The sequence below is a fragment of the Pseudoalteromonas sp. PAR1 genome (genome assembly GCF_947311895.1).
In the GTDB taxonomy this organism is placed as follows: domain Bacteria; phylum Pseudomonadota; class Gammaproteobacteria; order Enterobacterales; family Alteromonadaceae; genus Pseudoalteromonas; species Pseudoalteromonas lipolytica_C.
Map to the genome: position 1 here is coordinate 42,767 of NZ_CAMZMY010000017.1, position 23,546 is coordinate 66,312.

24 protein-coding genes and 1 pseudogene are annotated in these 23,546 nt (G+C 40.0%); 9 read left to right on the forward strand and 16 right to left on the reverse strand.

Annotated features, from left to right (window positions below):
* Nucleotides 1–67 precede the first annotated feature (67 nt).
* The 4 genes from QL229_RS14390 to QL229_RS14405 all read right to left on the reverse strand — a co-directional run bounded on the left by QL229_RS14390 (nucleotide 68) and on the right by QL229_RS14405 (nucleotide 2,133).
* Complete coding sequence (locus QL229_RS14390; protein ID WP_138558262.1) at nucleotides 68–463, reverse strand: DUF805 domain-containing protein; 396 nt, start codon at nucleotides 461–463, stop codon at nucleotides 68–70.
* On the reverse strand, nucleotides 456–971 hold the full coding sequence (locus tag QL229_RS14395) for a zf-TFIIB domain-containing protein (RefSeq protein ID WP_138558263.1): 516 nt from the start codon (nucleotides 969–971) through the stop codon (nucleotides 456–458). Before QL229_RS14395 ends, QL229_RS14390 begins: the two co-directional genes overlap by 8 nt.
* 21 nt (nucleotides 972–992) lie before the next feature.
* On the reverse strand, nucleotides 993–1,580 hold the full coding sequence (locus QL229_RS14400; protein WP_138558280.1) for a DUF4202 domain-containing protein: 588 nt from the start codon (nucleotides 1,578–1,580) through the stop codon (nucleotides 993–995).
* Nucleotides 1,581–1,677: 97 nt separating this feature from the next.
* A complete protein-coding gene (locus tag QL229_RS14405; RefSeq protein WP_138558264.1) occupies nucleotides 1,678–2,133 on the reverse strand; it encodes a thioredoxin in 456 nt (151 codons plus the stop codon).
* A 153-nt stretch (nucleotides 2,134–2,286) separates the two neighbouring features.
* On the opposite strand from QL229_RS14405, the gene QL229_RS14410 reads away from it, so the two are divergent.
* Both QL229_RS14410 and QL229_RS14415 read left to right on the forward strand, forming a co-directional pair.
* Entirely contained in the window at nucleotides 2,287–2,853 is a 567-nt protein-coding gene (locus QL229_RS14410; RefSeq protein WP_138558265.1) for a DUF3365 domain-containing protein, read from the forward strand.
* A gap of 74 nt (nucleotides 2,854–2,927) precedes the next feature.
* Nucleotides 2,928–3,263: a zinc ribbon domain-containing protein YjdM gene (locus QL229_RS14415; RefSeq protein ID WP_135926777.1), complete on the forward strand. Its 336-nt coding sequence runs from the start codon at nucleotides 2,928–2,930 to the stop codon at nucleotides 3,261–3,263.
* Between the two features lie 66 nt (nucleotides 3,264–3,329).
* On the opposite strand, the gene QL229_RS14420 is transcribed toward QL229_RS14415, so the two are convergent.
* Nucleotides 3,330–3,737, reverse strand: coding sequence for a hypothetical protein (locus QL229_RS14420; RefSeq protein ID WP_138558266.1), 408 nt, complete (start codon nucleotides 3,735–3,737; stop codon nucleotides 3,330–3,332).
* A 37-nt stretch (nucleotides 3,738–3,774) separates the two neighbouring features.
* Nucleotides 3,775–4,743 carry a hypothetical protein gene (locus QL229_RS14425; RefSeq protein WP_138558267.1) on the reverse strand — a complete coding sequence of 323 codons (969 nt, stop codon included), beginning with the start codon at nucleotides 4,741–4,743 and terminating at the stop codon, nucleotides 3,775–3,777.
* A gap of 350 nt (nucleotides 4,744–5,093) precedes the next feature.
* On the opposite strand from QL229_RS14425, the pseudogene QL229_RS14430 reads away from it, so the two are divergent.
* Nucleotides 5,094–5,146, forward strand: a pseudogene (locus QL229_RS14430) (AAA family ATPase); the annotation flags it as partial.
* A gap of 130 nt (nucleotides 5,147–5,276) precedes the next feature.
* A complete protein-coding gene (locus QL229_RS14435) occupies nucleotides 5,277–5,723 on the forward strand; it encodes an AAA family ATPase (protein ID WP_249930240.1) in 447 nt (148 codons plus the stop codon).
* Nucleotides 5,724–5,803: 80 nt separating this feature from the next.
* Here QL229_RS14435 and arsJ read toward each other — a convergent pair whose 3' ends face one another.
* From arsJ to QL229_RS14470, 7 genes are all read right to left on the reverse strand, one after another.
* Nucleotides 5,804–7,012, reverse strand: a complete 1,209-nt coding sequence (arsJ, locus tag QL229_RS14440; protein ID WP_138558268.1) for an organoarsenical effux MFS transporter ArsJ — start codon at nucleotides 7,010–7,012, stop codon at nucleotides 5,804–5,806.
* A gap of 5 nt (nucleotides 7,013–7,017) precedes the next feature.
* Nucleotides 7,018–8,028, reverse strand: coding sequence for an ArsJ-associated glyceraldehyde-3-phosphate dehydrogenase (locus QL229_RS14445; RefSeq protein WP_138558269.1), 1,011 nt, complete (start codon nucleotides 8,026–8,028; stop codon nucleotides 7,018–7,020).
* Between the two features lie 76 nt (nucleotides 8,029–8,104).
* Nucleotides 8,105–8,869, reverse strand: coding sequence for a metalloregulator ArsR/SmtB family transcription factor (locus tag QL229_RS14450; RefSeq protein ID WP_138558270.1), 765 nt, complete (start codon nucleotides 8,867–8,869; stop codon nucleotides 8,105–8,107).
* Between the two features lie 211 nt (nucleotides 8,870–9,080).
* On the reverse strand, nucleotides 9,081–9,326 hold the full coding sequence (locus QL229_RS14455) for a hypothetical protein (RefSeq protein WP_135926772.1): 246 nt from the start codon (nucleotides 9,324–9,326) through the stop codon (nucleotides 9,081–9,083).
* Nucleotides 9,323–10,270 (reverse strand): polysaccharide deacetylase family protein, encoded by a 948-nt coding sequence (locus tag QL229_RS14460; protein WP_138558271.1) that lies wholly within the window; start codon nucleotides 10,268–10,270, stop codon nucleotides 9,323–9,325. The genes QL229_RS14455 and QL229_RS14460 overlap by 4 nt, the downstream gene beginning before the upstream one ends.
* Nucleotides 10,267–11,370 carry an alkene reductase gene (locus QL229_RS14465; protein ID WP_138558272.1) on the reverse strand — a complete coding sequence of 368 codons (1,104 nt, stop codon included), beginning with the start codon at nucleotides 11,368–11,370 and terminating at the stop codon, nucleotides 10,267–10,269. Before QL229_RS14465 ends, QL229_RS14460 begins: the two co-directional genes overlap by 4 nt.
* Before the next feature lie 11 nt (nucleotides 11,371–11,381).
* On the reverse strand, nucleotides 11,382–11,798 hold the full coding sequence (locus QL229_RS14470; protein WP_138558273.1) for a lactoylglutathione lyase: 417 nt from the start codon (nucleotides 11,796–11,798) through the stop codon (nucleotides 11,382–11,384).
* 97 nt (nucleotides 11,799–11,895) lie between these two features.
* On the opposite strand from QL229_RS14470, the gene QL229_RS14475 reads away from it, so the two are divergent.
* Nucleotides 11,896–12,810 (forward strand): LysR family transcriptional regulator, encoded by a 915-nt coding sequence (locus tag QL229_RS14475; RefSeq protein WP_171040443.1) that lies wholly within the window; start codon nucleotides 11,896–11,898, stop codon nucleotides 12,808–12,810.
* 37 nt (nucleotides 12,811–12,847) lie between these two features.
* Here QL229_RS14475 and QL229_RS14480 read toward each other — a convergent pair whose 3' ends face one another.
* Nucleotides 12,848–13,657, reverse strand: a complete 810-nt coding sequence (locus QL229_RS14480; protein ID WP_281547103.1) for a sulfite exporter TauE/SafE family protein — start codon at nucleotides 13,655–13,657, stop codon at nucleotides 12,848–12,850.
* A 375-nt stretch (nucleotides 13,658–14,032) separates the two neighbouring features.
* Between QL229_RS14480 and QL229_RS14485 the strand changes: the two genes are divergently transcribed.
* Nucleotides 14,033–15,010 carry a DUF1852 domain-containing protein gene (locus QL229_RS14485; RefSeq protein WP_138558276.1) on the forward strand — a complete coding sequence of 326 codons (978 nt, stop codon included), beginning with the start codon at nucleotides 14,033–14,035 and terminating at the stop codon, nucleotides 15,008–15,010.
* Between the two features lie 11 nt (nucleotides 15,011–15,021).
* On the forward strand, nucleotides 15,022–16,059 hold the full coding sequence (locus QL229_RS14490; RefSeq protein WP_138558277.1) for a methionine synthase: 1,038 nt from the start codon (nucleotides 15,022–15,024) through the stop codon (nucleotides 16,057–16,059).
* A 635-nt stretch (nucleotides 16,060–16,694) separates the two neighbouring features.
* Here QL229_RS14490 and QL229_RS14495 read toward each other — a convergent pair.
* Nucleotides 16,695–17,108, reverse strand: a complete 414-nt coding sequence (locus QL229_RS14495) for a VOC family protein (protein WP_138558178.1) — start codon at nucleotides 17,106–17,108, stop codon at nucleotides 16,695–16,697.
* A gap of 494 nt (nucleotides 17,109–17,602) precedes the next feature.
* Between QL229_RS14495 and QL229_RS14500 the strand changes: the two genes are divergently transcribed.
* Nucleotides 17,603–21,361: a TonB-dependent receptor gene (locus QL229_RS14500; protein WP_199527478.1), complete on the forward strand. Its 3,759-nt coding sequence runs from the start codon at nucleotides 17,603–17,605 to the stop codon at nucleotides 21,359–21,361.
* 345 nt (nucleotides 21,362–21,706) lie between these two features.
* Complete coding sequence (locus QL229_RS14505; protein ID WP_138558180.1) at nucleotides 21,707–22,042, forward strand: hypothetical protein; 336 nt, start codon at nucleotides 21,707–21,709, stop codon at nucleotides 22,040–22,042.
* A 419-nt stretch (nucleotides 22,043–22,461) separates the two neighbouring features.
* Here QL229_RS14505 and QL229_RS14510 read toward each other — a convergent pair whose 3' ends face one another.
* On the reverse strand, nucleotides 22,462–23,307 hold the full coding sequence (locus QL229_RS14510; RefSeq protein ID WP_249930236.1) for a hypothetical protein: 846 nt from the start codon (nucleotides 23,305–23,307) through the stop codon (nucleotides 22,462–22,464).
* Nucleotides 23,308–23,546 lie beyond the last annotated feature (239 nt).

Below are 23,546 nucleotides of genomic sequence, written 5' to 3' on the forward strand. Positions count from 1 at the left end.
TAATCAATTGAATTAGTTAGGTTTAAAGTGTATGCCATCAAACAAAATGCACAACCCGCCAAATTGCTTACTTTGCCCTGTAAAGCGAACTACCATATTGATTCCTGAGCAAATGTCCTTTGCTTAACCCTGCTTCAAATAATGTCATAATTAAACCAACAAAAGGTACAAACCAAATTAGGCAATTCCAGCCCGACTTTCCAATATCGTGCCAGCGTTTGACTTGAGAAGCCATTAGTGGCCATTGAAATAAAATAAATATGCTAATAAAAAGAAACATATCAACTACAGCAATAGTTTGAATCACAAAATAAAACCCATGCACAAACCAAAACTGTTTTCTATTCAAACGCCCATGAAAAGAAAACAACACATCAAAAAGCTCTAAATCTCGAGGTTTCGAAAGATAGACAGATTCGTGAGTAAGTTCAGCGTCTGGTGTTTTATATAAATTATCAGTCATTCAAAATCGATAAATAGGCAAGTTCTGCTAGTTTTTCTAAAGATGACGTTGCATTAGACTCAGGCTTTTTAGCATGAACAGAGTGACGTCTTTTCGGGATTTTAACTTGAATAAAACCATGATTATTGGCCATATCAATACGCAGCATTTCACGCTCATTTGGCGTTAAATGATTTTCATGGATCTTTTCAAGCTCACCATGATCGAGCCAAATAGCTGCACAGTTTGGGCACTCGTCTATTTCAACCACTTTTAGTGGACTAAAAAAACGCCGCATCATCACCACGTCAGGGCACTTCGGGCAATTAATTCGCGTTGCTATATCAACACATTCTGTTGGCAAGGTTTGTAAATGAGCCACCAGCACTTGCGCGGGTTTTAAACTTGGATCGCTAAAGTGAAATATTTGTCGGTTATCAAAAAATACGCCACCAGATTTTGATAAATATACTTTAACATCGCCAATACTCACTGCTTCAAGGGCTGTTTTAGTACGTGGGCAAAACATATTACATCCTTGTTTGTATGATTAATTTAGCGCTTTTGTTATTAACGGCTTAAGTGGCTCAGGTAAGCTGATGTGTCCAGCTAATACAAATTCATGTGCTTCATCTGACATTTTTTGCCATGTTTTACGAATAATACCCAGCCATTTTTGCTCATCGTAATCAGGCTTGCTACTTGCAAAGTCAAGCATGTAATGCTCAATAAACACGAGGCTTGCGATATCTTCAATCAATTGGCTATCAGGATTTCGTTTTATATTCTTTTTAGCAACGGCTGCATAAACACGCTCACAATCAGCCGTTGAATAACCAGCCGCTTTCATGAGGGCTGTTACACGTTCAGCATGAAAATCATATAAAGCTGTGCGCCATTGATAATAACCTTGCTTACCCATAGGAAAATCACTTCGCGGAGAGCGCCAGCGCTCAATATGTTGCCCTCGGGCAGCAATATGCATTAGCTCATCGGCTTGAGGCTTAAAACGATTGAGTATATCGGTCATACGCATGGCATATAAACCTTCTTTTGCAAATTCTTGTTCATCGACTAGAACTCGGTTTGGGTCTACTGCATTGGCTGTATCAATGGCTTTAATAACGGCGGTATACATCATGGGTTCTCATTGTTATTGCTTCAAATTGATTGTAAATGGCAACAATCACTTTGGCTATATTGCATCAGGCGATCTGGTACTGCTAGCTTGAGATCTAGTTTTGCAAAGTTAAATCAGCAGCAATACTTTGCTTTGGTTTTTCTATCATGCGCGCGAGCTCTTTTTCGCCATCGCTAACGATAATGGTTGGCGTATACAGTAAATCGTGCTGCTTTGCTAAACCGGCAGGATCAAGCTTATCGTAGCCTACAGCCACCAATTTAAGGGATCCTAATTGCACATTCGCTGTATCAATAAGTTTTAAAAAACGAGGGACTTCACGTTTAGAGTCATGGCACCAAGTGCCTAAAAACACTAACACTTGCTTACCTTGCAGTGCTCTTATAGTACTTAGCTCTTCTTCACTGGGTGAGTAATCATTATATTCTTCACTAAAAGCAGGATAGTCTTTAAGTAAGTCTGCAACGCTGATATCTCCACTATAGGGACCTGAGCTTGCAAATGTAAAAACAGAAAATAACAATAAAGCGATATAAACTAATTTTTTCATATTTTGTTCTCTGAATATTTTTCTCACCATAACCAATTTAACAGCAACACTCCAGCATGCTATTAGCGTGAATCCTGTTTTTTTGCAGCATAAATTGGCATGTAGAGTAAATGCGAACTACTATATTAGATATATCTAATATAAGGCCTTACAATGCATACTTTAAGAACGATAGCGCTTTGCACTCTATTGCTTTCACCTAACCTTTATGCCGAAACGAATTCTGCTACCCTAGAAACCCAAGCAGCTGAGCGAGCAACTGAATTTGCCACTACGCTCAAATCAGCACTAGGAGCCGCTATAAAACAAGGCGGTTTAGTTGAAGGTATTAACGTGTGCAAAATGCAAGCCCCTGCTATTGCCGAAAGCTTATCAACCGATGGTTGGACTGTGGCACGTAAAAGCACTAAAAACCGAAATCCGAACAATAAACCAGATGACTGGGAAGCTGAGAAAATCGCCCAGCTAGTTGATATGATCAGAAACTCAGAAAGCATTGATAATGTGACTTTCTCGACCAATAAAGATGGCCAATTCCGCTTTGCTAAAGCGATAAAAGTCGCGCCAGTTTGCCTCAATTGTCATGGTCAAACGATTGCTCCAGAAATAAAGCAAGTGCTTAGTGAGCATTACCCCCATGATTTAGCCACAGGCTATCGGCTTGGTGATTTAAGAGGAATATTCTCTATTACCAAAACACTTGAAACGTCTGAGCCATAAAATATAAGCCTTATGCTCGCTTAGTTTGCTCTTAGCCATTAAAATACGCTTTTAAAATTAACCAAGGTGTTTTTATGTCTTTTCCTCCTTGTCCAAAATGTAATTCTGAATACGTATATGAAGATCAAAACAACTTAGTATGCCCAGAGTGCGCTCATGAGTGGGATCCAAATGCTGTTAATAACGATGATGTGATCGATGTAAGAGATGCTAACGGCACCTTATTGGTCGATGGCGACAAAGTGACTGTTGCGAAAGATTTAAAAATTAAAGGCAGCTCACAAGTAATTAAAATTGGTACCAAAGCCGTGATCCGCCGCGTGTTAGATAAAAAAGACCACGAACTAGACTGTAAAGTTGATGGCGTAGGTGAAATGATGGTAACTGCTAAGTTTGTTAAAAAAGCCTGATAACATTATAAAATTGTTATATATTGCTGTGAATAATTACGCAGCAATTTCAATAAGCTAACTTTTTTAATAGCCAAACTTTTCAACAACAATCCCCGTTACTTCACAATGTTCGCAGCTCAACTGCCAGCCAGCAGCCCATGTGGTTGCACTAAGATTTCCTTTGCAAAGTGGGCAAACTTCGCCAGCAAACGTACTGGGGGTAATATCTTTAGCTTGCTTGGAAAACGGTCTTAAAAACCAAAGAATATTATCGTCGATACTGATGGTTAGATCGTGGCGTAGCGTCTCGCAATAAGCATCAAACACCGCTTGTTTGTACTGTTTTTCGTGCTCAGCAGATTGACTGGCATAAACACTCAACGCATTTTCGATGTCTTTTAGACGTTCGGGCCATGCATGTGCGTCTATATTCGCTTTACAATCTAACAACTCTTCAAGAGTGTAACTTGCATAGTTTGGTTCAAACATCATTGCCATCCTTGCTTTGGGTTATTAATTCTTTGGGTACTCAGTGCTTTAGATATAACGTACCATTTTTATTTATTTGCAAAAGCCATTGTTCAAAAAAATTGTTCGCGATACTTAGCTCTTCATCTGAAAGTGTCGGGTATTGTCTTTGCTCAAACCACGCATAACGATTATACACATCGTTATTTTGCGTGATTTCCATAATTAGTCGATTTATTGCGTAGGCTTTTGCTGCACTATGCTCACCAACTTGTTCGCTGTAATACATGCTCGCTAAACTCATCAGCGCTTGTTCACTACCCTGCTTCGCTGCTTGCTCTAAAAATACGGTTTTACGCTCTTTAAAACTATCACGATTTTTGATGAACTCTGCACGTGACAACTTCTCAGGAAATTGCGACTTCATGTAAAATTCGGGCGTTAGCCCAGCAAACGTTTGCTGCGCATAAGCGGAGCCATTTTCTGCAGCCTCTGCCAAATAACTGTAAAAAGAACGCCGCGTTGCTAAATCTAATCCTTGGCAATACTCATATTTATCTAAAACACGGCTTTGTATATCGCCAGCATCACTAAACTCATAGATTTCAGCCAACTTTACTTCAAGGGCCTGTTCATCTAAAGGCGCATTAAAACAATACTTAAGATTTAGCCCGATGAGGTAGTTAGCCTCAGCATCACCTTGCTGAGCACGTTGCTTTAGCTCTGTAAAATGTTCAATAAGCACACCATCAAAACGCCAATTTGGTGGTTTTTTGATAATAAGTTCACGGCTGTCATTAACTTCACTTCCTTGCTCATCTGATTCATCAGCTAACAAACTCGTTTCAAGCTTGATAGCAGGCATGCTTACTTGTGCCACAACTTGCTGCGTAGTTTTTATATCATTTGAAGATTCTGAATTGGTTGCAAAGATTGCAGCTTCTCGTGAAAAAAATTTATAAATAACGAACAACAGTACTGCAATTAGAAATGGCTTTATTCCTTGCCTAATAAAAGCATACCTAGACATAACAACCTACTTTTCATTTTTGTTGCTAAGTAAGTTACAAGAAAACAAGGATGAAAGCGAAACTTAACTGCGGTTTCGCTTTTCAGGTATATAAACTATTTGCACTTGAGGCTTATAATTAAACCTAAGAAACCAGCAGTTCTAGCATTTGCTCGTTTTGAATCAGTGGGCATTTTGTCTTTTTTTGCTGCTTATTTTAGGCCTTTATTAGGAATATTGTGTATGGAAGCATTACCGTATCTTCAAAAGGTGACACTCAAACGAGAGCACGTTTTCTCTTTTGATACATATCCATTCTCTATTCCTGCTGTTAATCAGCTCTTTGAAATAGACTTTTCAAACATGTCACAATATTTGTAGGTGAAAATGGTTCAGGAAAATCGACTCTTTTAGAAGCAATTGCTATAGCCTTAGGTTTTAACGCCGAAGGTGGTTCTAAAAACTTTAACTTTCAAACTCAGCAATCTCATTCAGAACTTCATAAATACTTGCTACTCTCAAAATCGTTTAAGAGATACAAAGATGGTTTTTTCTTGCGAGCTGCAAGCTTTTATAACGTTGCATCAAATATTGATGACTTGGATTCGGGATTTTCTGGAGGAGCTAAGCTGATAAATGCCTATGGTGGTACATCCCTTCATCACCAATCACATGGCGAATCGTTTTTAGCGCTTATGGTAAACCGCTTCATCGGCAATGGGCTTTACATTTTAGATGAGCCTGAGGCTGCCCTTTCTCCTGCTAGGCAGTTGGCTGTTTTAAGTCGCATGTTTCAACTAATTGAACAGAACTCTCAGTTCATTATTGCCACACACTCACCGATTTTAATGGCGTACCCACGCGCAAGAATCTACCAAGTGGGAGCACAAGGTATTGAACAAATAAATTATGAGGATACTGAGCATTACCAAATTACAAAGGCATTTTTAAACAACCCACAGCCAATGCTCGAAGAGCTTTTCAAGCCTGAAGGTGACTGATTTTGTTATTTCTGATGCTATGCATGAATAAAGGTAAGCAATAAAGCATGCTTACCTTTATAGGGCGTGTTTAGATTTAACTAAATTTGTTTTGGCAATTTAGTCGAAATAAAAGCAGTAATAACAATAAATAACAGTGAGATAGCTAAACAGGCTGTTAAGCCATACACCTGAAACACTAAGCCCGACAACACAGTACCAATTAAGCGACCCATGGCATTGGCCATATAGTAAAACCCGACATCAAGTGATACGCCATCGGCGTCAGCCATGCTAACAATTAAGTAGCTGTGCAAAGATGAGTTAATTGCGAATAACACGCCAAATAACATCAACCCGCCTATCAGCATTGGTTTTACAGCCCAGTCAAAGCCAATAGCAAGGGCAATGACTAAGGTGACTAAAGCAAGCAATGATGCCCACTTAACTGTTTCTGCACTTGGTGATGTTTGCTTATTAAGCTTAATAATTTTAGGTGCAAAAGATTGCACAGCCCCATAGCCAATAACCCAACTCGCTAAGAAGGCACCCACGGTCCAGTGGTCCCAATCAAAGGCTTGTGATAAAAACACCGGTAGTGCAACTACAAACCAAACATCACGCGCACCAAACAAAAACAACCTCGCGGCTGACAAGATATTGATTGAAATGCTTTTTGAAAATATCTCGTTAAACTTAGGTTTGTTTTTGGCTTTACCTAAATCATTTTTAAGTGCATAAAGACTAAAACACCACACCACCAGCAAAGTGGCAGCCATGGTTAGCATTGCACCTTTAAACGACATTAATGTCAGTAGTAAACCACCTAAAAAGAAGCCCACACCTTTTAAGGCGTTTTTAGAGCCTGTTAGTATCGCTACCCATTTAAACAAGGTGCCTTCTTGGCCACTGGCAACCAGCATTTTAATTGAGCTTTTAGCACTCATTTTATTGAGATCTTTTGCAATGCCCGACAGAGCCTGCGCTAACATCACATAGGCAACACTCAGCCATTCAGCGGGGACTGCCAACATGAACAAGGCTGCAACCTGTATGGCAAGGCCAATATTCATGGTTTTGTTTAAACCAAGCCTTGCGCCTAAATAGCCGCCCACTAAGTTAGTGACAACACCAAAAATCTCATAAAACAAAAACAGCATGGCAATACTCAAAGGCGAGTAGCCAAGCGCATGAAAATGCAGTACCACCAACATTCTCAATGCGCCATCTGTTAGCGTAAATGCCCAGTAATTCCCGGTGACAATTAAGTACTGCTTTATATCAGCGGGAAGATTAGCCAAACGCGTCATTTCTTTTAACCTTGTAGTGATCGCGCAACTTTACGGGCAAGTTCGGCGGTGCGGTTTGCATAACCCCATTCGTTATCGTACCAAACATACAGCTTAACTTGAGTCTCGTTGACAACCATGGTTGATAGCGCATCAACAATGCTTGAGCGTGGATCAGTTTTGTAATCGATAGAAACAAGTGGCTTTTCTTCATAGCCTAAAATGCCTTTTAGCTCGCCCTCTGCGGCTTCTTGCATCCATTGGTTAATTTGCTCAGCGGTGGTTGGCTTTGTTACTTCAAACACACAGTCAGTGATTGATGCGTTTGCTAAAGGAACACGAACCGCGTGGCCGTTTAATTTGCCTTTAAGTTCAGGGAAAATATGTGTGATCGCCGTTGCAGAGCCGGTTGTAGTTGGAATTAAGCTCATGCCGCATGCGCGAGCACGGCGCAAATCTTTATGCGGCGCATCTAAGATAGTTTGCGTGTTAGTAATATCGTGAATAGTGGTCATTGAACCATGTTTGATACCAATTTTTTCTTGCAATACTTTAACCACAGGCGCTAAACAGTTGGTAGTGCACGATGCTGCTGTAACAATATCATGCTGATTTACATCGTATAAATCATCGTTTACACCCATCACTATATTAAGCACACCGTCTTCTTTTACAGGGGCAGTAACAACGACTTTCTTCACACCTTGGTCAATATATGCCTGAAGTAGTGACTTTTCTTTCATCACGCCAGAGGCTTCAATAACAATATCGCAACCAGACCAATCAGTGTCTGCAATCGCTTTATTTTGTGTGACGTTAATTACGTGACCATCGATGATCACAGCGTTGTCGTTACTTTCAACCTCATGAGACCAAATACCGTGTACCGAATCATACTTTAGTAAGTGAGCTAATGTAGCTGCATCACCCGCAGGGTCATTAATTTGCACAAACTCAACGTCGTCCCATGCAAACGCTGCTCTTAGCGATAAACGCCCCATGCGGCCAAAACCATTAATGCCTACTTTAATTGCCATTGTTAAGCTCCTACTTTTTAAAATTGTCTAACTTGTTTTACCGGGTTTGCCGACAGTTAACAGCAAACCGTTTTGTTTAATTGCAACAGCGCGCCACACGAGTTGGGCGATCATCGCCCATCGCATTTAGCCTTGCTAACTCGTTTTCTATGAAATTTGGTTCGTTTACCACAGTCGAGGTAATTGCTTGTTTCATCCACATAGGTAGAGTCGGGTTTAAAGAGTAAAACACCCACTGCTGGTGTTTTCTATCCGACAAAATGCCTTGTTTTTTAAGCTGTGCTAAATGCCTTGAAACCTTTGGCTGGCTCTGCTCATTAAGTGCCGTCATTAGTTCGCATACGCAAACCTCTTGCTCAACGGCGATGAGCAATAAGCTTTTTAAACGAATATCATCTGCAAGGGCTTTATAAAATGTAGTTGGTGAAATCGATGCTGGTTTTTCTTTGTTATGGGATTGCACAAACTGTTTAATTCGCTCATTGAGCTCTTGCAAGGTTTTTTCAAAGGCGTGAGGTTCAGGACGCGTTTTAGGATCAATAAAGTCCCATGCAAGGCAATGGCTGCCATCGACACGATTAGCGCATTCTTTTACAGCGTCATCACATAGGGTAATGACGTAATCAAAATGCAGATTACTGACATCGTTTAAGTGCTTTGAGTGTAAGTCATCGGTTTTTAAGCCAAAATGTTCAATCGCCGCAAGCGTACGAGGGTCTACCGCATAAGGTTCGGTACCCGCACTAAACACCTCAAACTCACCTTTACCATGATGTTTAAGCAACGCTTCAGCCATAATTGATCGGGCTGAATTTTCTGTACATAAAAAGAGAACTTTCACGACTCACTCCATAACAATTTGGTTATATAATATTTTTGTTATATAAAGTACGCAAGTTATTTATTAGTTTAATGCTGACTCTTAGTGAGAGTTATAAGAGAGGTAATGATGGTTTATCTGGCTATTTACTTACTTAGGCTTGGGTGATTTTTTAAAAGGCTGCTTTAATAGTTGCAGCCTTAGCAAACTTATTTTGAGGACTTTTAAGAAGTTACTGATGCTCCCTTAAGTCTCTTTCAAATTCAGTTTCTGTTTTAACTGGAGTGCAACGCGTAGTGACTTCAGTTTTGCCAATTTTTTCTGGTTCGTCTGAGCTATAAATCGTGGTGTTATAGCTTCGATCTATTTCCCCTGGGCAGTGATGTTCTGCGGTCACTACATCCTCAAACTCACCCATTTGCTGCTGAGAGGCACAGCCAGATAAAAGGAATGCAATAAAGGTTACCGTGTATTTCATAACGAATCCTTTTCAAAAGTTCGGGGTGAGTTTTTTGGCACATTGTCTTGGCGTAAAATCCATTTTGCTATGTCATCTTTACGCATAAACTTAACCCTCTTGTGCTGCTTTGCATAGGTTATAAAGTCATCCAACGCTTTCACTCTGGCTGGAGTGCCCGCTAATCTATCGTGAGCACTGATAGACATCATTCTTCTGCGTTGTTTGCCCTCTTCGTAGAGCACATCAAACTCGTCCTTAAGCTCTTGTAAATACGCTTTACCAGTCATGGCTGTGCTGCCAGTGTAGCGAACTATATCGTTGTTTCTATAAGTGTATGGAACAACAACAATGTCGTCACTTCCAACGGGGGTTAGCGATGGCTCATCACGAGATAAATCGTCTATATGATAAATAAAACCTAATTCTTTAAGGATTTTGAGTGTGTTTTTTGAGTGCCTCATCCAAAAAGCGTTAAACCCCACAGGCCGTTGCCCTGTTACTTTTTCAATGATATTTGCACTTTTTATGTATGACTGTCGCTCTTGCTCTTCACTCATAGAGTATTGAGGGGTCCATGTTTGTCCGTGCCCTGATGCTTCATGCCCGCGCCGAACGACTTCTTTTGCTAATTCAGGATTTAATTCAACAGCTCGGCCAACCATATGAGAGGTTACTTTAATTTGATGCTTATCCCATAAGTCTAGCAGTCTAGGTATGCCTTCATTCATGCCATACTGGTACCAAGAAGGCGAAATAGTGTCAGGATAACCCAGCTCTTGCGGTGGAAACGGGCCAGGATCTGATGGGTCTTGCGCTGTTGCCTCAAACTGCATCGAAATAGAGATCACAAGTTGAGCATCATCAGGCCAAAATGCAGGTGTTGCTCCCTTCGCTTGCACTACACCTAAGCAACTAAAAACAACCCCAGAAGCAATTAAAATTGGCTTTAAAAATTTCATCATTTATTCCCTTGGTATGCTGTGTAGTCTGTGTAACCGCGCTCATCACCACCAAATAAAGTAGTAGGATCTGATATTTCATTTAGAGGTAAATTGTGCTCTAAGCGATAAGGTAAATCTGGGTTTGCAATAAACTTTCTGCCAAACGCAACATAGTCAACTAAGCCTTCAGCAATTAGTTTATCGGCCTTTGTTAATGTGTAATTTCCTGCAACCACTATTTTGCCACCAAAGCTTTCACGCAATTTAACTCTAAACTCATCTGTTACGATGGGAGCATCATCCCAATCAGCTTCTGCTAAATGCAGATAAGCAATGCCGAGTTCATCAAACTTTTTAGCTAAATATAAAATGGCATCGATTGCTTGCGGATCATCCATGCCTCTTTGTGTAATGAAAGGTGCTAATCGAATAGCCGCTCTTTCAGGGCCGATAGCTTGGCTAATGCCGGTAATGATTTGCAGCGCGAACTTTGCTCTATTTTCAATATTACCGCCGTATTCATCGGTACGTTTGTTTGATGTTTGCCTTAGAAATTGATCTATTAAATAGCCATTGCCTGCATGTACCTCAACACCATCAAACCCTGCTGCAATCGCATTCAAAGCAGCTTGTTTATAGTCTTGAACAATGCTCTTAATTTCACTGGTCGATAATTCTCGTGGTGTAGGGCAATCAAGCATATTCCCTTCGCCATTTTCATCAACCACCCACACTTGCGCATTTGGAGCAATAGCACTTGGCGCAACCGGCAAGCCGTCTGGATGAAAGACGCTATGCGACATTCTGCCAACATGCCACAGCTGAGAAAAAATGAGTCCATTTTGCTGATGAACAGCCTGCGTTACTTTGCGCCATCCGTTGATTTGCTCTTCAGTGTAAATCCCGGGAGTAAATGAGTAGCCCTTTCCTTGTGCTGAAATTTGCGTTGCCTCTGATACAATAAAACCTGCACTGGCTCGCTGCGCATAATATTCTGCCATTAAACTTGTCGGAATATCGCCAGGTTGAGCCGTACGTGAACGGGTCATAGGAGCCATCACTATTTTATTTGCGGTTTTATGATGACCAATTTGGCCTTTATTAAATACTCTACTTTTCATATGTGTACCTTTTAAATAAGCTCACTGCGTGTAAATAAAATTTCTATTTTTAAGCCATCAGGCCCTTGAATAAACACTTGATGCTCATTCGCTGCCGGCACTTCCCGCTCAACGAATGGTATTGAAGTTGCTTCTAGCCGTGCTTTAACTTCTGGATAATCAGTTGCAAAAAAAGCAAGGTGGTCAACTGTTGATAAGCCCTTTACATTTGTTGATACCGAAGCTTGGGTTAAGTAATCAGACTGCGATTCATTTATCCCAAACTTAGCTGCTATATGAATGCATGGCGTATCCAAGTCGTCATATAACCAAACACCATCAAAATCAAATGCTGGCCTTGGCCCCTTTTTAAGGCCTAACGAAGACTCTAAAAACTGAGCCATGTGCTGGATGTTTGTTGCTAAAAGCAGAGCGTGGTTAAACTGCATTTCTATCTCCTTCAAGTGATGAAATGAGTTTAACTATTTTGACTAAATTGATAATTAACCTTAAAGTTAAATCAGTATTCATTAAAACTGAAGAATAATGTCAAAAATTGATGATATGGCGCTTTTTGTTCACGTTGTAAAAGCGGGAGGTTTAGCCGCTGCGGGAAGAAAATTGGGGCTTTCGCCTGCAAGCATGACAGCACGAATTAATAAAATTGAGCAAAATTACGATACGCGATTGTTAACACGTAATACGCGCAGTATTGCCTTAACAGATGCAGGTGAACGTTTTTATAGTGGCTGTTTAAGAGTATTAGCAGAAGTCGAAAACACAGAAAACATACTTCAAGAGTCGCAACAACGCCTAAGAGGCCAGCTGAAACTCTCTGCAACATCTGACTTTGGTCGCCAGTTTGTTGCACCTGCATTAGCAGAATTCATCAATAACCACCCAAATGTTAAACCGCATTTAGTACTGACAGATGGGGTTACCAATATTGTTGAGGAAGGTATTGATCTGGCATTTAGATTCGGCAATTTGCCTGATAGTAACTTAATTAGCCGCCCGCTATGTAATAACCGCCGAGTTCTTTGCGCCTCACCTAGCTATATAGAATCGTTTGGCTTGCCAAGGCATCCCGAAGCTTTAAAAAAACATCGTTGCCTTGTACTTGAGCGACTCGGACAACCACTAAATGACTGGCATTTTGAGATAGATAACACGCACTTTTCTATCAAAGTAGCTCCCCACCTTTCATGCTCAGACGGTGAGGTGATTAGACGCTGGGCAAATCAAGGCCATGGCATAGCCTTAAAATCATACATTGATATCAAAAATGATCTCAAAACAGGCGACCTTACTTTGGTGCTGGATGAGTATGTTCGAGGATTTAACCACAGCGATAAAAAAAGTGTCGGCCTACAGGTGATATATCCAAGCAGGCAATTTCAACCTCGGCAAGTGAAAGCGTTTATAGAGTTCTTTGAGTGTTGGTTTAAAGAGCACTGCTAACTTTAAATAAATCGCAAAGTAGATTTAATCGTTAAAACTACTTTATAAGCATATTCACAGCCATAATTACCAATAGCCCTGCAAAGATTTTTTTGATGGTAGAGACAGGTAAATGATGCGTTGCTTCTGCACCTAATGGCGCGGTAAACCACGAAGTACACACAATGCCAAACAAGGCAGGCAAATAAACAAAACCAGCAAAGCCTTCTTTTAATGTAAAGTACTGACTGCCATAACTGATGTAACCCACTGAGCCAAATAGCGCAATGACAATACCGCACGCCGAAGCACAGCCAATAGCTTTTTTCATATCGACCGAGAAAAACGTCAGTAACGGCACAAGTACCGCACCACCGCCAATACCTATCATGGCAGAGAGACCCCCCGTGATGCTTGTATATAGTGTCAAAAGGCCTTTATTAGGTAGCGTTCGTGTTGATTGGCTATCATTTTTACTGCCTAAAATCATTTTTAGTGCAATAAGCACCACACTCACAGCGAATACAATTCGCACCACATTTGCGGGTAATAGTGAAGCCAAAAAACCACTGATAAGTGCGCCTAATGCAACCCCTGTCATCACCCACGGAGCCAATTGCCAAGGCACATTACCATTTTTGTGGTGGGCAATAGCTGATGAGGTTGAAGTAAACAGAATTGAGGCAAGCGATGTAGCAATCGCCACCAGCACAACTTGCTCAGCAGGTAACACCTGAAAGTGCAGCAAGATCATGCTTAATATGGGCACAATCACCAAACCGCCGCCAATTCCTAATAGCCCCGCTAAAAAGCCAACCCCGCTGCCAAGTACGGCGCAAGCAATAATAAGCACGATTAATTCGTTCATTGTATTTGTCTGTGTTGTTGATTTAGGGAACCGAGTATAACAACAATAAAGTACGGGGTTACTCTCAAAAGTCCTGTTAAGTAGTGAATATTACTCACGTTTTATATGAAATTACTGCAACTCCAATAAATTAATTTAGAAATCTAGACGTCCAAAATGACTTAAAAGCATTTTTTCACTATCCGTTCCTAAAAGTTTTACTAAAACAGTAAATATTTATGAATCTGCCTCATGTTTTACCTGAAATAAAAACGTTTTTCTTCATGATACTGAGCACGTATAAATTGATACCCAAGCCACCTCAAAGTTAATGACCTAGCGATTTAAGGAAGGTGAGCAGCAATCATTTATCTCAGGAAATATGGACACATTGCTATGAACAACGATTTTAAATATACAGTTAAAAGTTTAAAGCTAGACGAAAACTATCACCCATCTAACAGCACGCGTATTACAACTAACTTTGCTAACTTGGCACGAGGCGCAAGCCGTCAACAAAATTTGCGTAATGCATTAAAAATGATTGATAGCCGCTTTAATGCACTAGCAAATTGGGATAACCCGCAAGGCAACCGCTATTCAGTAGAGCTTGAAATCATTTCGGTTGATTTAGAAATTGCGGGGAGCGCTGAAGCTTTCCCATCTATTGAGGTATTAAAAACCAACATCATTGATCACCAAACTAATGAACGTATCGAAGGAATTGTTGGTAATAACTTTTCATCGTATGTACGTGATTACGACTTTAGCGTGCTATTGCTTGACCATAATAAAAACAAAACAGAGTTTACTATTCCAGATAACTTTGGTGATCTTCATGGCAAACTTTTTAAAAGCTTCATAAATTCAGAAACCTATAAACAACACTTTAAAAAACCTCCTGTTATTTGTTTAAGCGTTTCTGATAATAAAACCTATCATCGCACTGAAAACCAACATCCGATTTTAGGTGTTGAGTATCAACCGAATGAGTCGTCATTAACCGAGCAATACTTTAAAAAAATGGGCTTACAGGTGCGCTATTTTATGCCACCAAACACGGTTGCTCCGCTGGCGTTTTATTTCTTTGGTGACCTGCTGAATGATTACACCAACTTAGAGTTGATCAGTACGATTAGCACCATGGAAACATTTCAGAAAATCTACCGTCCAGAAATTTATAACGCCAATGCCGTGGCGGGTAGTTGCTATCAACCAAATTTAAGAAACAACGATCACTCTATCACGCAAATCGTTTACGACCGTGAAGAGCGCAGCCAACTGGCTGTTGCACAAGGTAAATTTACTGAACAACACTTTATTAAGCCTTATCAATCAGTACTTGAGAAGTGGTCTGCTAACTACACTATTTAATGAGAGTAAAAATGAAAAAGTTATTACCGACATCTACAGCAGGCAGTTTACCAAAACCTGCTTGGCTTGCTGAACCTGAAACCTTATGGTCACCTTGGAAGTTACAAGGTGCAGAGCTTACCGACGGCAAACAAGACGCACTACGCGTTGCCTTACAAGAGCAACAACAAGCTGGCGTTGATATCGTGAGCGACGGCGAGCAAACTCGCCAGCACTTTGTGACCACCTTTATCGAACACTTAAATGGCGTTGACTTTGAAAACCGTAAAACCGTAACCATTCGTAATCGCTACGAAGCAAGTGTTCCGAGTGTGATTGGCCCGGTATCACGCAGCAAACCAGTGTTTGTTGAAGACGCCAAGTTTTTACGTTCGCAGACCAAGCAACCTATAAAATGGGCGCTGCCAGGGCCTATGACCATGATCGACACCTTGTACGACGCGCACTATCAAAGCCGTGAACAACTGGCGTGGGAATTTGCCAAAATACTCAATCAAGAGGCAAAAGAGCTCGAAGCCGCGGGTGTTGATATTATTCAATTTGATGAGCCTGCGTTTAATGTGTTCTTCGATGATGTTAATGACTGGGGCATTAAGTGCCTAGAAAGAGCAATCGAAGGCTTAAAGTGCGAAACCGCCGTGCACATTTGCTACGGCTACGGCATTAAAGCCAACACTGATTGGAAACAAACACTGGGCAATGAATGGCGTCAATACGAAGAAGTATTCCCAAAACTTCAAAAGTCGAATATCGATATTATTTCGCTGGAGTGTCACAACTCTCGCGTACCCATTGAGCTATTAGCACTGATACGCGGCAAAAAAGTGATGGTTGGTGCCATTGATGTAGCAAGCAATAAAATTGAAACCCCTGACGAGGTAGCGCACACATTACGTGAAGCGCTTAAATATGTTGATGCCGACAAGCTTTACCCATGCACAAACTGCGGTATGGCTCCCCTCCCTCGCAACATAGCAAGCGCCAAGCTCAGTGCGCTAAGTAAAGGCGCAGAGATTGTGAGGGGGGAGATTCTAGCGGCTAGGCTCTAGCTCTAGGAGTAGTTGCGAGTTACTAGGGAAAGGGGGAAGTTGCGAGGATCGAGGTGCGAGGTGCGCATCTCCCTCGAGCCTTGTCGCCATAAATGACGACCTACATTGTAGGTCGGGCTTTAGCCCGCCAGATTTTAAATTTGAAATGGACCTGATTCTGTAGCAGCGATTTCACATCGCGTTTATGGTTTTATTTTTACGAGAGTAAGTTAGCGAGTTTCTAGGGAAAAAGCTAGCGAGTTACTAGGGGAAAGGGGAAAGTTACGAGGAGCGAGATGCGAGATGCGAGATGCGCTTCTACCTCATCCCTTGTCGCCATAAATGACGACCTTGTAGGTCGGGCTTTAGCCCGTCAAATTTTAAATTTGAAATGGACCTGATTCTGTAGCAGCGATTTCACATCGCGTTTATGGTTTTATTTTTACGAGAGTATGTTAGCGAGTTACTAGGGGAAAGGTGAAAGTTACGAGGTACGAGGATCGAGGTGTGCACCTACCTCATCCCTTGTCGCCATAAATGACGACCTTGTAGGTCGGGCTTTAGCCCGTCAAATTTTAAATTTAGAATAGAGCCGGATTATACGTAAGCGTGAAACGTATTTCGCGCGCCCGAGAACTTAATCCCTAGCGCCACTGTTAACCTTTAGGGTGTTTAAGCTCAAGCAAGTCCCATTTGTTGCCATATAAATCCTGAAACACCACCACAGTGCCGTAAGGCTCTTCTCTTGGTGATTCATTAAATACAACACCTTTACTTTTCATGCTGTTGTAATCACGCCAAAAGTCATTGCTGTGTAAAAACAAAAATACTCGACCACCGGTTTGATTACCAACAGCGTGCATTTGCTGTTGATTACTGGCTTTTGCAAGTAGCAGGTGTGTACCATTAGAACCCGGTGGCGAGACTAAAACCCACCGTTTTCCCTCGCCTAAATCGGTATCTTCAATCAATGTAAATTGTAACTTTTCGGTGTAGAAGGCTATGGCTTCATCGTAATCATTTACCACCAGTACAACACTGCCGATGTGTTGCTTTATCTCATTTTTCATTACAAAACCTTGCTGCATAAAACCCATTTGGATTATCAGTGTGCCTATTAACGAAAAACAAAATAACTGATTAAGTGAATGACAGTTTAAAGCCGCAGCACAGCAATATCAGCGGATAAAAAACAAGAAAATAAAGAATAAAATATTCAAAGAAAAGACACCAAAAAAGCTCAACCAATTGTTTTAATTGATCATGTATATATAAACACCAGAAAAACCACCTCGTCCCCAAAACGAAAAAACCCAATTAAATACAAAAAGTTAAATGCTTTTAGGTACAAAACAAAAGAAAATTCAAAAACATCAAATAAATAATAAAATATTCTTGATCTGTTCTATATTTGTACTATTTTAATTTAAGCAGCGACTGTATAGGTGTTGTATTTCGGTCACTGGTAATTAAAAAGTAAGATCCTTTAAGGGTCTTAGTTTCGCTATTAATGCTCAGTAACAACGAGTCAGATTAAAATAATAACAAATTTGAAAGGTGCAAAATGAAAGCTCTTCGCTTATCTAAAATGACCATTGCAGTTCAGTCAGCAATGCTATTGACTGCAAGTATGTCAATGCCAACCTTTTCACAAGAGGTGAAAAAGGACTTACCCACAAATAAAAATTCAGAAAAAAATCTCAAAGATGAAGAAATCGAAGTTATTCAAGTAACAGGTATTCGCTCATCTTTGCGTGAGAACTTGAATAATAAACGATATTCAGATGTTATTGTTGATTCTATTAATACAGAAGATATTGCCAAAAACCCTGATAAAAATATGGCTGAAGCGTTGCAACGTGTGGCTGGGGTACAAATTGAGCGACAATTTGGTGAAGGCTCGAAAGTGTCTATTCGTGGCACGTCACCCGAACTAACCAATACCCTAGTTAATGGTCAATCAGCCAAATCAGCATCCTATTTACCAGGCCAATCAGAAAGTAATGCCTTTGATTTTTCAAATATTCCAGCAGAGCGTGTTTCTAAAATTGAAGTCCATAAATCAGCTCGTGCCGACCTTGATGCCGGTGGTATTGGCGGCACCGTCATATTACATACTAAAAAACCTTTGGAACAAGAAGATGGCTATGGGTATTTTAATGTTGAATCAGAGTATAACGACTCTTCAAAGAAGTATTCACCACAAGTATCAACAGCCTATAATTTTGTCTCTGAAAATAAAAAGTTTGGCGCTTCAATTAGCGTAAGTCATCAACAACGCAAGGCATTTCGTACCGGTTTTGAATCAGATGGTATTGCTGGTAATGAAGGCGCGATCAGCACAGGCTTTGCACAAACAGATGCAATAGAGTGTCCAACAGAAGCATGTGCCAGCAGCGATATCAATCTGCGCCATATGAACAATCATGCCCTAATCATTACACGTCACATGGCGTTAAATGGTTATACCTACGGTGACTTAGAAGCAGTCGCAAATAATGGTGCTTATTGGCCAACAGAAGATCCCAGTAACTCTGGTGTATGGAACAACTATACACAAAATTGGGGGCAACTAGATGAAGTGATAGACCCAACTTATATTGACCCAGTATGGGGGCTTTTTTGGGGTAGCAGAAGAGAAGCAGGGTTAGGTCAAACTCCTGCTAGAACATTAGGTAACATGGTCTACGCGCCAGCTTTCTCAACCGATGAAAGCCGCCTAGATACAACTTTAAACTTTCAATGGGCACCTATTGATAACTTAAGTTTAAACCTAGAGATAAATCAGAATAAATCTGATCGAGATAATAAAAATGACAATTTATATGCTCAACCACACCGTATTGTACAACTGCTGTATAGCAACGAAGTGCCTGGCATCGATCCCCGACTCGTGATGGATCCTGAACGCGATATTGTTTTATCAGCAACCTACCCTATTGATGGCACAAATTTAGTTCGCGGTGCAGGCATGGTCTGGGATGGTAACAACTATTACGATGGCGATATTCGATGGGGCGAAATGATCCGTCGCGACTCAAACGATAGAAGTGGCACCGAAACTGAACAAAATCGCTACCATCTTACTGTTGATTTTGAACACGATGACTTTGTAATGAAGTTTCAAGCTGGTCACACAGAAGCAGAGAGTACCGTACTCGATCGTGGAACCACACTTGCCAGTCGTTATGGGGATTACGAAACGCTTTACTCAGGTGACGATGCATCTTTAAAAATCCCAACTTATGAAGGGGTCAATTTAGGGTATGGATATAACCCCGATACCGGCAAAGTATATTGGGGGCTTGAGGCTGACCCATCACTAACAGGGCAAGCGCTTATCGATGCACAACAGCGCGCTAAAAACTTCTTGCTTGCGCCTACTAACGAGTTTTATTTACTAACGGGTGGCTTAAATAACTCTGCTCGCTACCGTGAAAACACCGAAGATTTTCTGCAAGGAGATATTACGTGGTCTTTCGAGAATGACTTTTATATTGATAGCATCAAATTTGGCGCTAAGTATCGCGATATAGAACGTACACAGCGCTACTATACAGAAGGAGCGCGTTTTCATGGCTATGCAAATGAATCAAGTGATTTTCCTCTCATTCTAGCAGAGCAAATTGTAGGTGGTACAGTATCTGGCTTAGACTCTGCGGGTCATGATATACCTAATGAATATTTTGATATCGACCAAGCAAAACGTGACTCGTTGCTCAATGATCACTTTTTATTACTCAATTCAGAAGGCACACCGAATGAAGGTGCTTGTGTAGATGCAATCGCAAACTCAGCAAACCCTGAAAACTATTATGGCTGTCGTTCTGGTTTAACTGAATCGGCAGGATCAGCCTATAAAGTAACTGAAGAATTACTAGCCTATTATGCAATGGCAAACTTCAGTGGTGAAAAATTCAGAGGTAATGTAGGTATTCGCGTAGTCGACACACAACGAGAATCTGTCGGTAATGAAGTGGCAAAAGATGAAAATGGTCAGCTTCTTTCATACCCTATTGATGAAACCGATCCAAATTATGTCGCGGGTCTTGCTGGTTTTAATCAGTATTCGCCGCTTGTGCAAAAAAGTAGTACTAAAGACTATTTACCAAGTTTTAATATTGCTTATGACCTTGCTGACGATCTTGTTCTAAGAGCCGCCGCGTCAAAGAATATTTCTCATCCGAGCCTTACTCAGCTCAGAAGTAACTTTAGCTTAGTAACCGAACGCTACCGATTCTACACTGACGGTAGACAGCAAGATTTAACCCCAAATGGAGATGCTGAGCGCCTACCAATGGATTCGCAGCGCCGAGGATCGGTTGGTAATCCAAACTTAGGTTCATATTCATCAGTCAACTCTGAAGTAGGCGTAGAATGGTACTTTGCTGAGTCATCTATTTTTGCCATTACAGCCTTTCAAAAAGATATTAAAGATATGGTGCGATCATCATCTCAAGTTCAAGACTTAAGTTACCTAGGGGATGAAGGGAAAACAGATGATAACGGTTACTCAATATACGGAGACTACGTTGTTAGTTCTTACTTCAATACAGGTGAGCAAAAAGTAAAAGGGCTTGAATTTCAGTTACAACATGATTTTGGTAATGGTTTTGGTGGCTTAATTAATTACACTTATACAGATGTGCCGGACCAAAAGTTCAACACCTCAACCTTTTCATATGAAATCGCTGATATGACTGATACAGAAACTCATTTGAGTGATCCGTCTCAACGTGAGTACTTTGAAGTTACTGGTTTTAATACTCAAACAGTTAGCCAAACAGAACCTATGTTTGGACAGTCACAAGACACCCTCAATGCATCTATTTATTTTGAAAATGACACTTTTTCGGCACGGTTGTCATATAACTATCGAAGTGAATTCGCTAATGCCAGCTTTACAGACGGTATTCGTTACACTGATGCGCGCCAACAACTCGACTTCAAAGCGACCTATCAAATCCTAGACAATTTAGTAGCAAGCTTTGCAGTAACAAACTTAACCAATGAAAATGTTGTGCAATACATAAAAACATCACAAATTGTTAATGACCCAGTTATTAATAAAATGAAATGGATCGACGAAATTGGCGAAGATGGTGTCGCAACAGGCAATCGCGTTGTTGCTAAAGATGAAAATGGCAACAATATTGTTGAGTCTTCTGTCTCAGGAGAAGAGGCCTTTGCCATTTTATCGCAAGCAAGTGGTATTCCTGTTGAAGAGTTAAAACCTTATTACCAAAATCATTTAGATAAGATATTTGTTAATGAGTGGACTAATGGCCGTCGCTACTACTTAGGCATAAACTGGACCTTTTAGCGATTATTTTTCTATTAAGTGGTTATTAAAATAGCCACTTAATAGTTTACATCTAGCCTTCGCACCTCATTTACAGCAACTCGATTAAAGTAACTACTCAATACTTGTTAATCATCTGCAAAATAAACAAACCTGTTCTAACGCCCAACTATCAATCTAACTTTTAAAAAAGAAATTCTTTAAGCAAATAACCCACTACTAAAAACTTAAGCCATTATTTAGCAATACTTATTTTCTAAACCCTCAATAAAATAATAATAAAGAAGTAAGCCTGACTGGATAACCTAGCATCTTTTTGCTAAATTCATTTGGACCATGGAGTGGGATTTAGTTAAAGGAACAACAATGAACGAATTTGATATTTTCATTAAAAATATTGTTTTAAATTGCATACGTGAGCAAGGTAGCTGCAGTGATCTTCATGAAGAAGATGAACAACTAACTTTCTATGTGAACATAAACAGCAGCGATAAGTTATGCTCCCAGAAACAGTTTAAAATAACTTACCCAATTAGTTACTCAATTGAGTCTGCACTTAGATACGAAATCGATTTACTCAGATACCTAGATTCAGGTGAAATAAGAACCCCTTTTACATCAGATATTATTGAAGTACTAAAATCAGAACTTGAGTATTTTGTATCAAGCAGCAAACCGCAGGGTGAGTACCATATTTGTTGATACCTGAGTGATAGCCTGATAAAAAAAGTTTTATCAGGCTGTTACTAATCAAGTTACTGCCATTTCTTGCTGTAGCAGTGACGTGGATCATTTTATTGTATACACGCAATTAAATGGCAAGCTCTTCATTAATCTAGCCAAACATTGCCGGTTTGATGTGTCCAAAATATAGATGCTTTGCCATCACTACGCTGATAAAAATGCTTTACCTTTATCAGATGACTAACTTTTGAAATGACCTTTATATTGCCTTGAACAAACGCAGTTACTCGTTGCTGTATTTTAAGTTTGCTGGTTCTTCCTACTAAAGACTGCTAAGTGAAACTTTTAAACACAAAATGAGAATGCTTTAATTGGCTATTTTCAAACATCCTCATTGTGTATTCCAATTAATTCATCAGCTTATTGGTAAAGTAATTTTAATTTGTTTGGTAATAAAAGCTTGTTTTAGAGAGTGGTTTTATTATGTCGTACTCTAGACCAAAAGCATTTCTATCACCGCTTTTAGGTATAGTGTATTTGTCTAAAAGGACTACTCCCCAATGATTATCGCTAAGGCCACCAAAGATCACATTGACGCTGTCATACTCATCTTTTGTAATAGCTGCAACCTTATACTCAACCATTAAATCTCTGAGTTCTTGTGTATCAGCTGATAGCTCCATCAAGTTTGGCTCTGCATCAGGGCTTAGAATTTTATAATCGGCAGAGGGTACAAACCCAGCATATCTTGATGGTGTATAGCTTATTAATTGGGTGGGAGAATAAAAAGTATTGTTAACACGGTACACGTGCGGCGCAGATTGCTGGACAAGTTTTAAAGTTTGGCTATTTTTAAATGCCAAAATCTCTGCCTCCGATACATCTAAAAATGACCGAATTAACTTAAGTCTTTGTTCAGTACACTTTTCTTTTTTACAAATAACTAAATTTGGAAGTTTTGTTCCAACTTGCTCTTTAACATTTAAAAACTGGCTACCAAGCACTCCTAAGTTAAAGTTAGTGAACGCTTGCTTATCTTTGTCATTTTTAAATTTAGTGGCATGAATATCAAAGATGCTAAACGGATAAAAAGAGGGTAAGTAGGCAAGCTCTAAATCGGTTTGCGGCATCATTTCATCCATGTGCTTTAATACCGCGCGATACTCTTTATCTATTTCATCATTAAAATAGTCTGGTCTTTCAGCCAGTGCTGTAACAGAAAATAAAAAAGCACTACAAAGTAATATTTTGTTTAACATGAAAAAATAAATCCTTTTGATCAAAACTATTTTGAAAACCATACCATTTGGGTAAAAAATTACATAATTTTCAGTTGAGCCACTTTCAAGCTTGAAAGAAAATCAAAACAGATTAAAGCATTAAATTATTTATATTTTTTCAACATAAAATCTTATAAGCAACAATTTCATTATGCTAAGCTAGCTGCAATTATAAAAAAATATCATTGATTGGTATCAGAGTAGCTGTATGGAGTAATGCTCAGATGATAAGGATATTGTGC

Coding starts and splice junctions, on each gene's coding strand:
- QL229_RS14445 (WP_138558269.1), bottom strand. CDS start 8,028: ATGGCAATTAAAGTAGGCATTAATGGTTTTGGCCGCATGGGGCGTTTA.
- QL229_RS14405 (WP_138558264.1), bottom strand. CDS start 2,133: ATGAAAAAATTAGTTTATATCGCTTTATTGTTATTTTCTGTTTTTACA.
- QL229_RS14460 (WP_138558271.1), bottom strand. CDS start 10,270: ATGATGAAATTTTTAAAGCCAATTTTAATTGCTTCTGGGGTTGTTTTT.
- QL229_RS14475 (WP_171040443.1), top strand. CDS start 11,896: ATGTCAAAAATTGATGATATGGCGCTTTTTGTTCACGTTGTAAAAGCG.
- QL229_RS14455 (WP_135926772.1), bottom strand. CDS start 9,326: ATGAAATACACGGTAACCTTTATTGCATTCCTTTTATCTGGCTGTGCC.
- QL229_RS14480 (WP_281547103.1), bottom strand. CDS start 13,657: ATGAACGAATTAATCGTGCTTATTATTGCTTGCGCCGTACTTGGCAGC.
- QL229_RS14500 (WP_199527478.1), top strand. CDS start 17,603: ATGAAAGCTCTTCGCTTATCTAAAATGACCATTGCAGTTCAGTCAGCA.
- QL229_RS14470 (WP_138558273.1), bottom strand. CDS start 11,798: ATGCAGTTTAACCACGCTCTGCTTTTAGCAACAAACATCCAGCACATG.
- QL229_RS14495 (WP_138558178.1), bottom strand. CDS start 17,108: ATGAAAAATGAGATAAAGCAACACATCGGCAGTGTTGTACTGGTGGTA.
- QL229_RS14415 (WP_135926777.1), top strand. CDS start 2,928: ATGTCTTTTCCTCCTTGTCCAAAATGTAATTCTGAATACGTATATGAA.
- QL229_RS14390 (WP_138558262.1), bottom strand. CDS start 463: ATGACTGATAATTTATATAAAACACCAGACGCTGAACTTACTCACGAA.
- QL229_RS14490 (WP_138558277.1), top strand. CDS start 15,022: ATGAAAAAGTTATTACCGACATCTACAGCAGGCAGTTTACCAAAACCT.
- QL229_RS14465 (WP_138558272.1), bottom strand. CDS start 11,370: ATGAAAAGTAGAGTATTTAATAAAGGCCAAATTGGTCATCATAAAACC.
- QL229_RS14410 (WP_138558265.1), top strand. CDS start 2,287: ATGCATACTTTAAGAACGATAGCGCTTTGCACTCTATTGCTTTCACCT.
- QL229_RS14505 (WP_138558180.1), top strand. CDS start 21,707: ATGAACGAATTTGATATTTTCATTAAAAATATTGTTTTAAATTGCATA.
- arsJ (WP_138558268.1), bottom strand. CDS start 7,012: ATGACGCGTTTGGCTAATCTTCCCGCTGATATAAAGCAGTACTTAATT.
- QL229_RS14400 (WP_138558280.1), bottom strand. CDS start 1,580: ATGTATACCGCCGTTATTAAAGCCATTGATACAGCCAATGCAGTAGAC.
- QL229_RS14485 (WP_138558276.1), top strand. CDS start 14,033: ATGAACAACGATTTTAAATATACAGTTAAAAGTTTAAAGCTAGACGAA.
- QL229_RS14395 (WP_138558263.1), bottom strand. CDS start 971: ATGTTTTGCCCACGTACTAAAACAGCCCTTGAAGCAGTGAGTATTGGC.
- QL229_RS14420 (WP_138558266.1), bottom strand. CDS start 3,737: ATGATGTTTGAACCAAACTATGCAAGTTACACTCTTGAAGAGTTGTTA.
- QL229_RS14425 (WP_138558267.1), bottom strand. CDS start 4,743: ATGTCTAGGTATGCTTTTATTAGGCAAGGAATAAAGCCATTTCTAATT.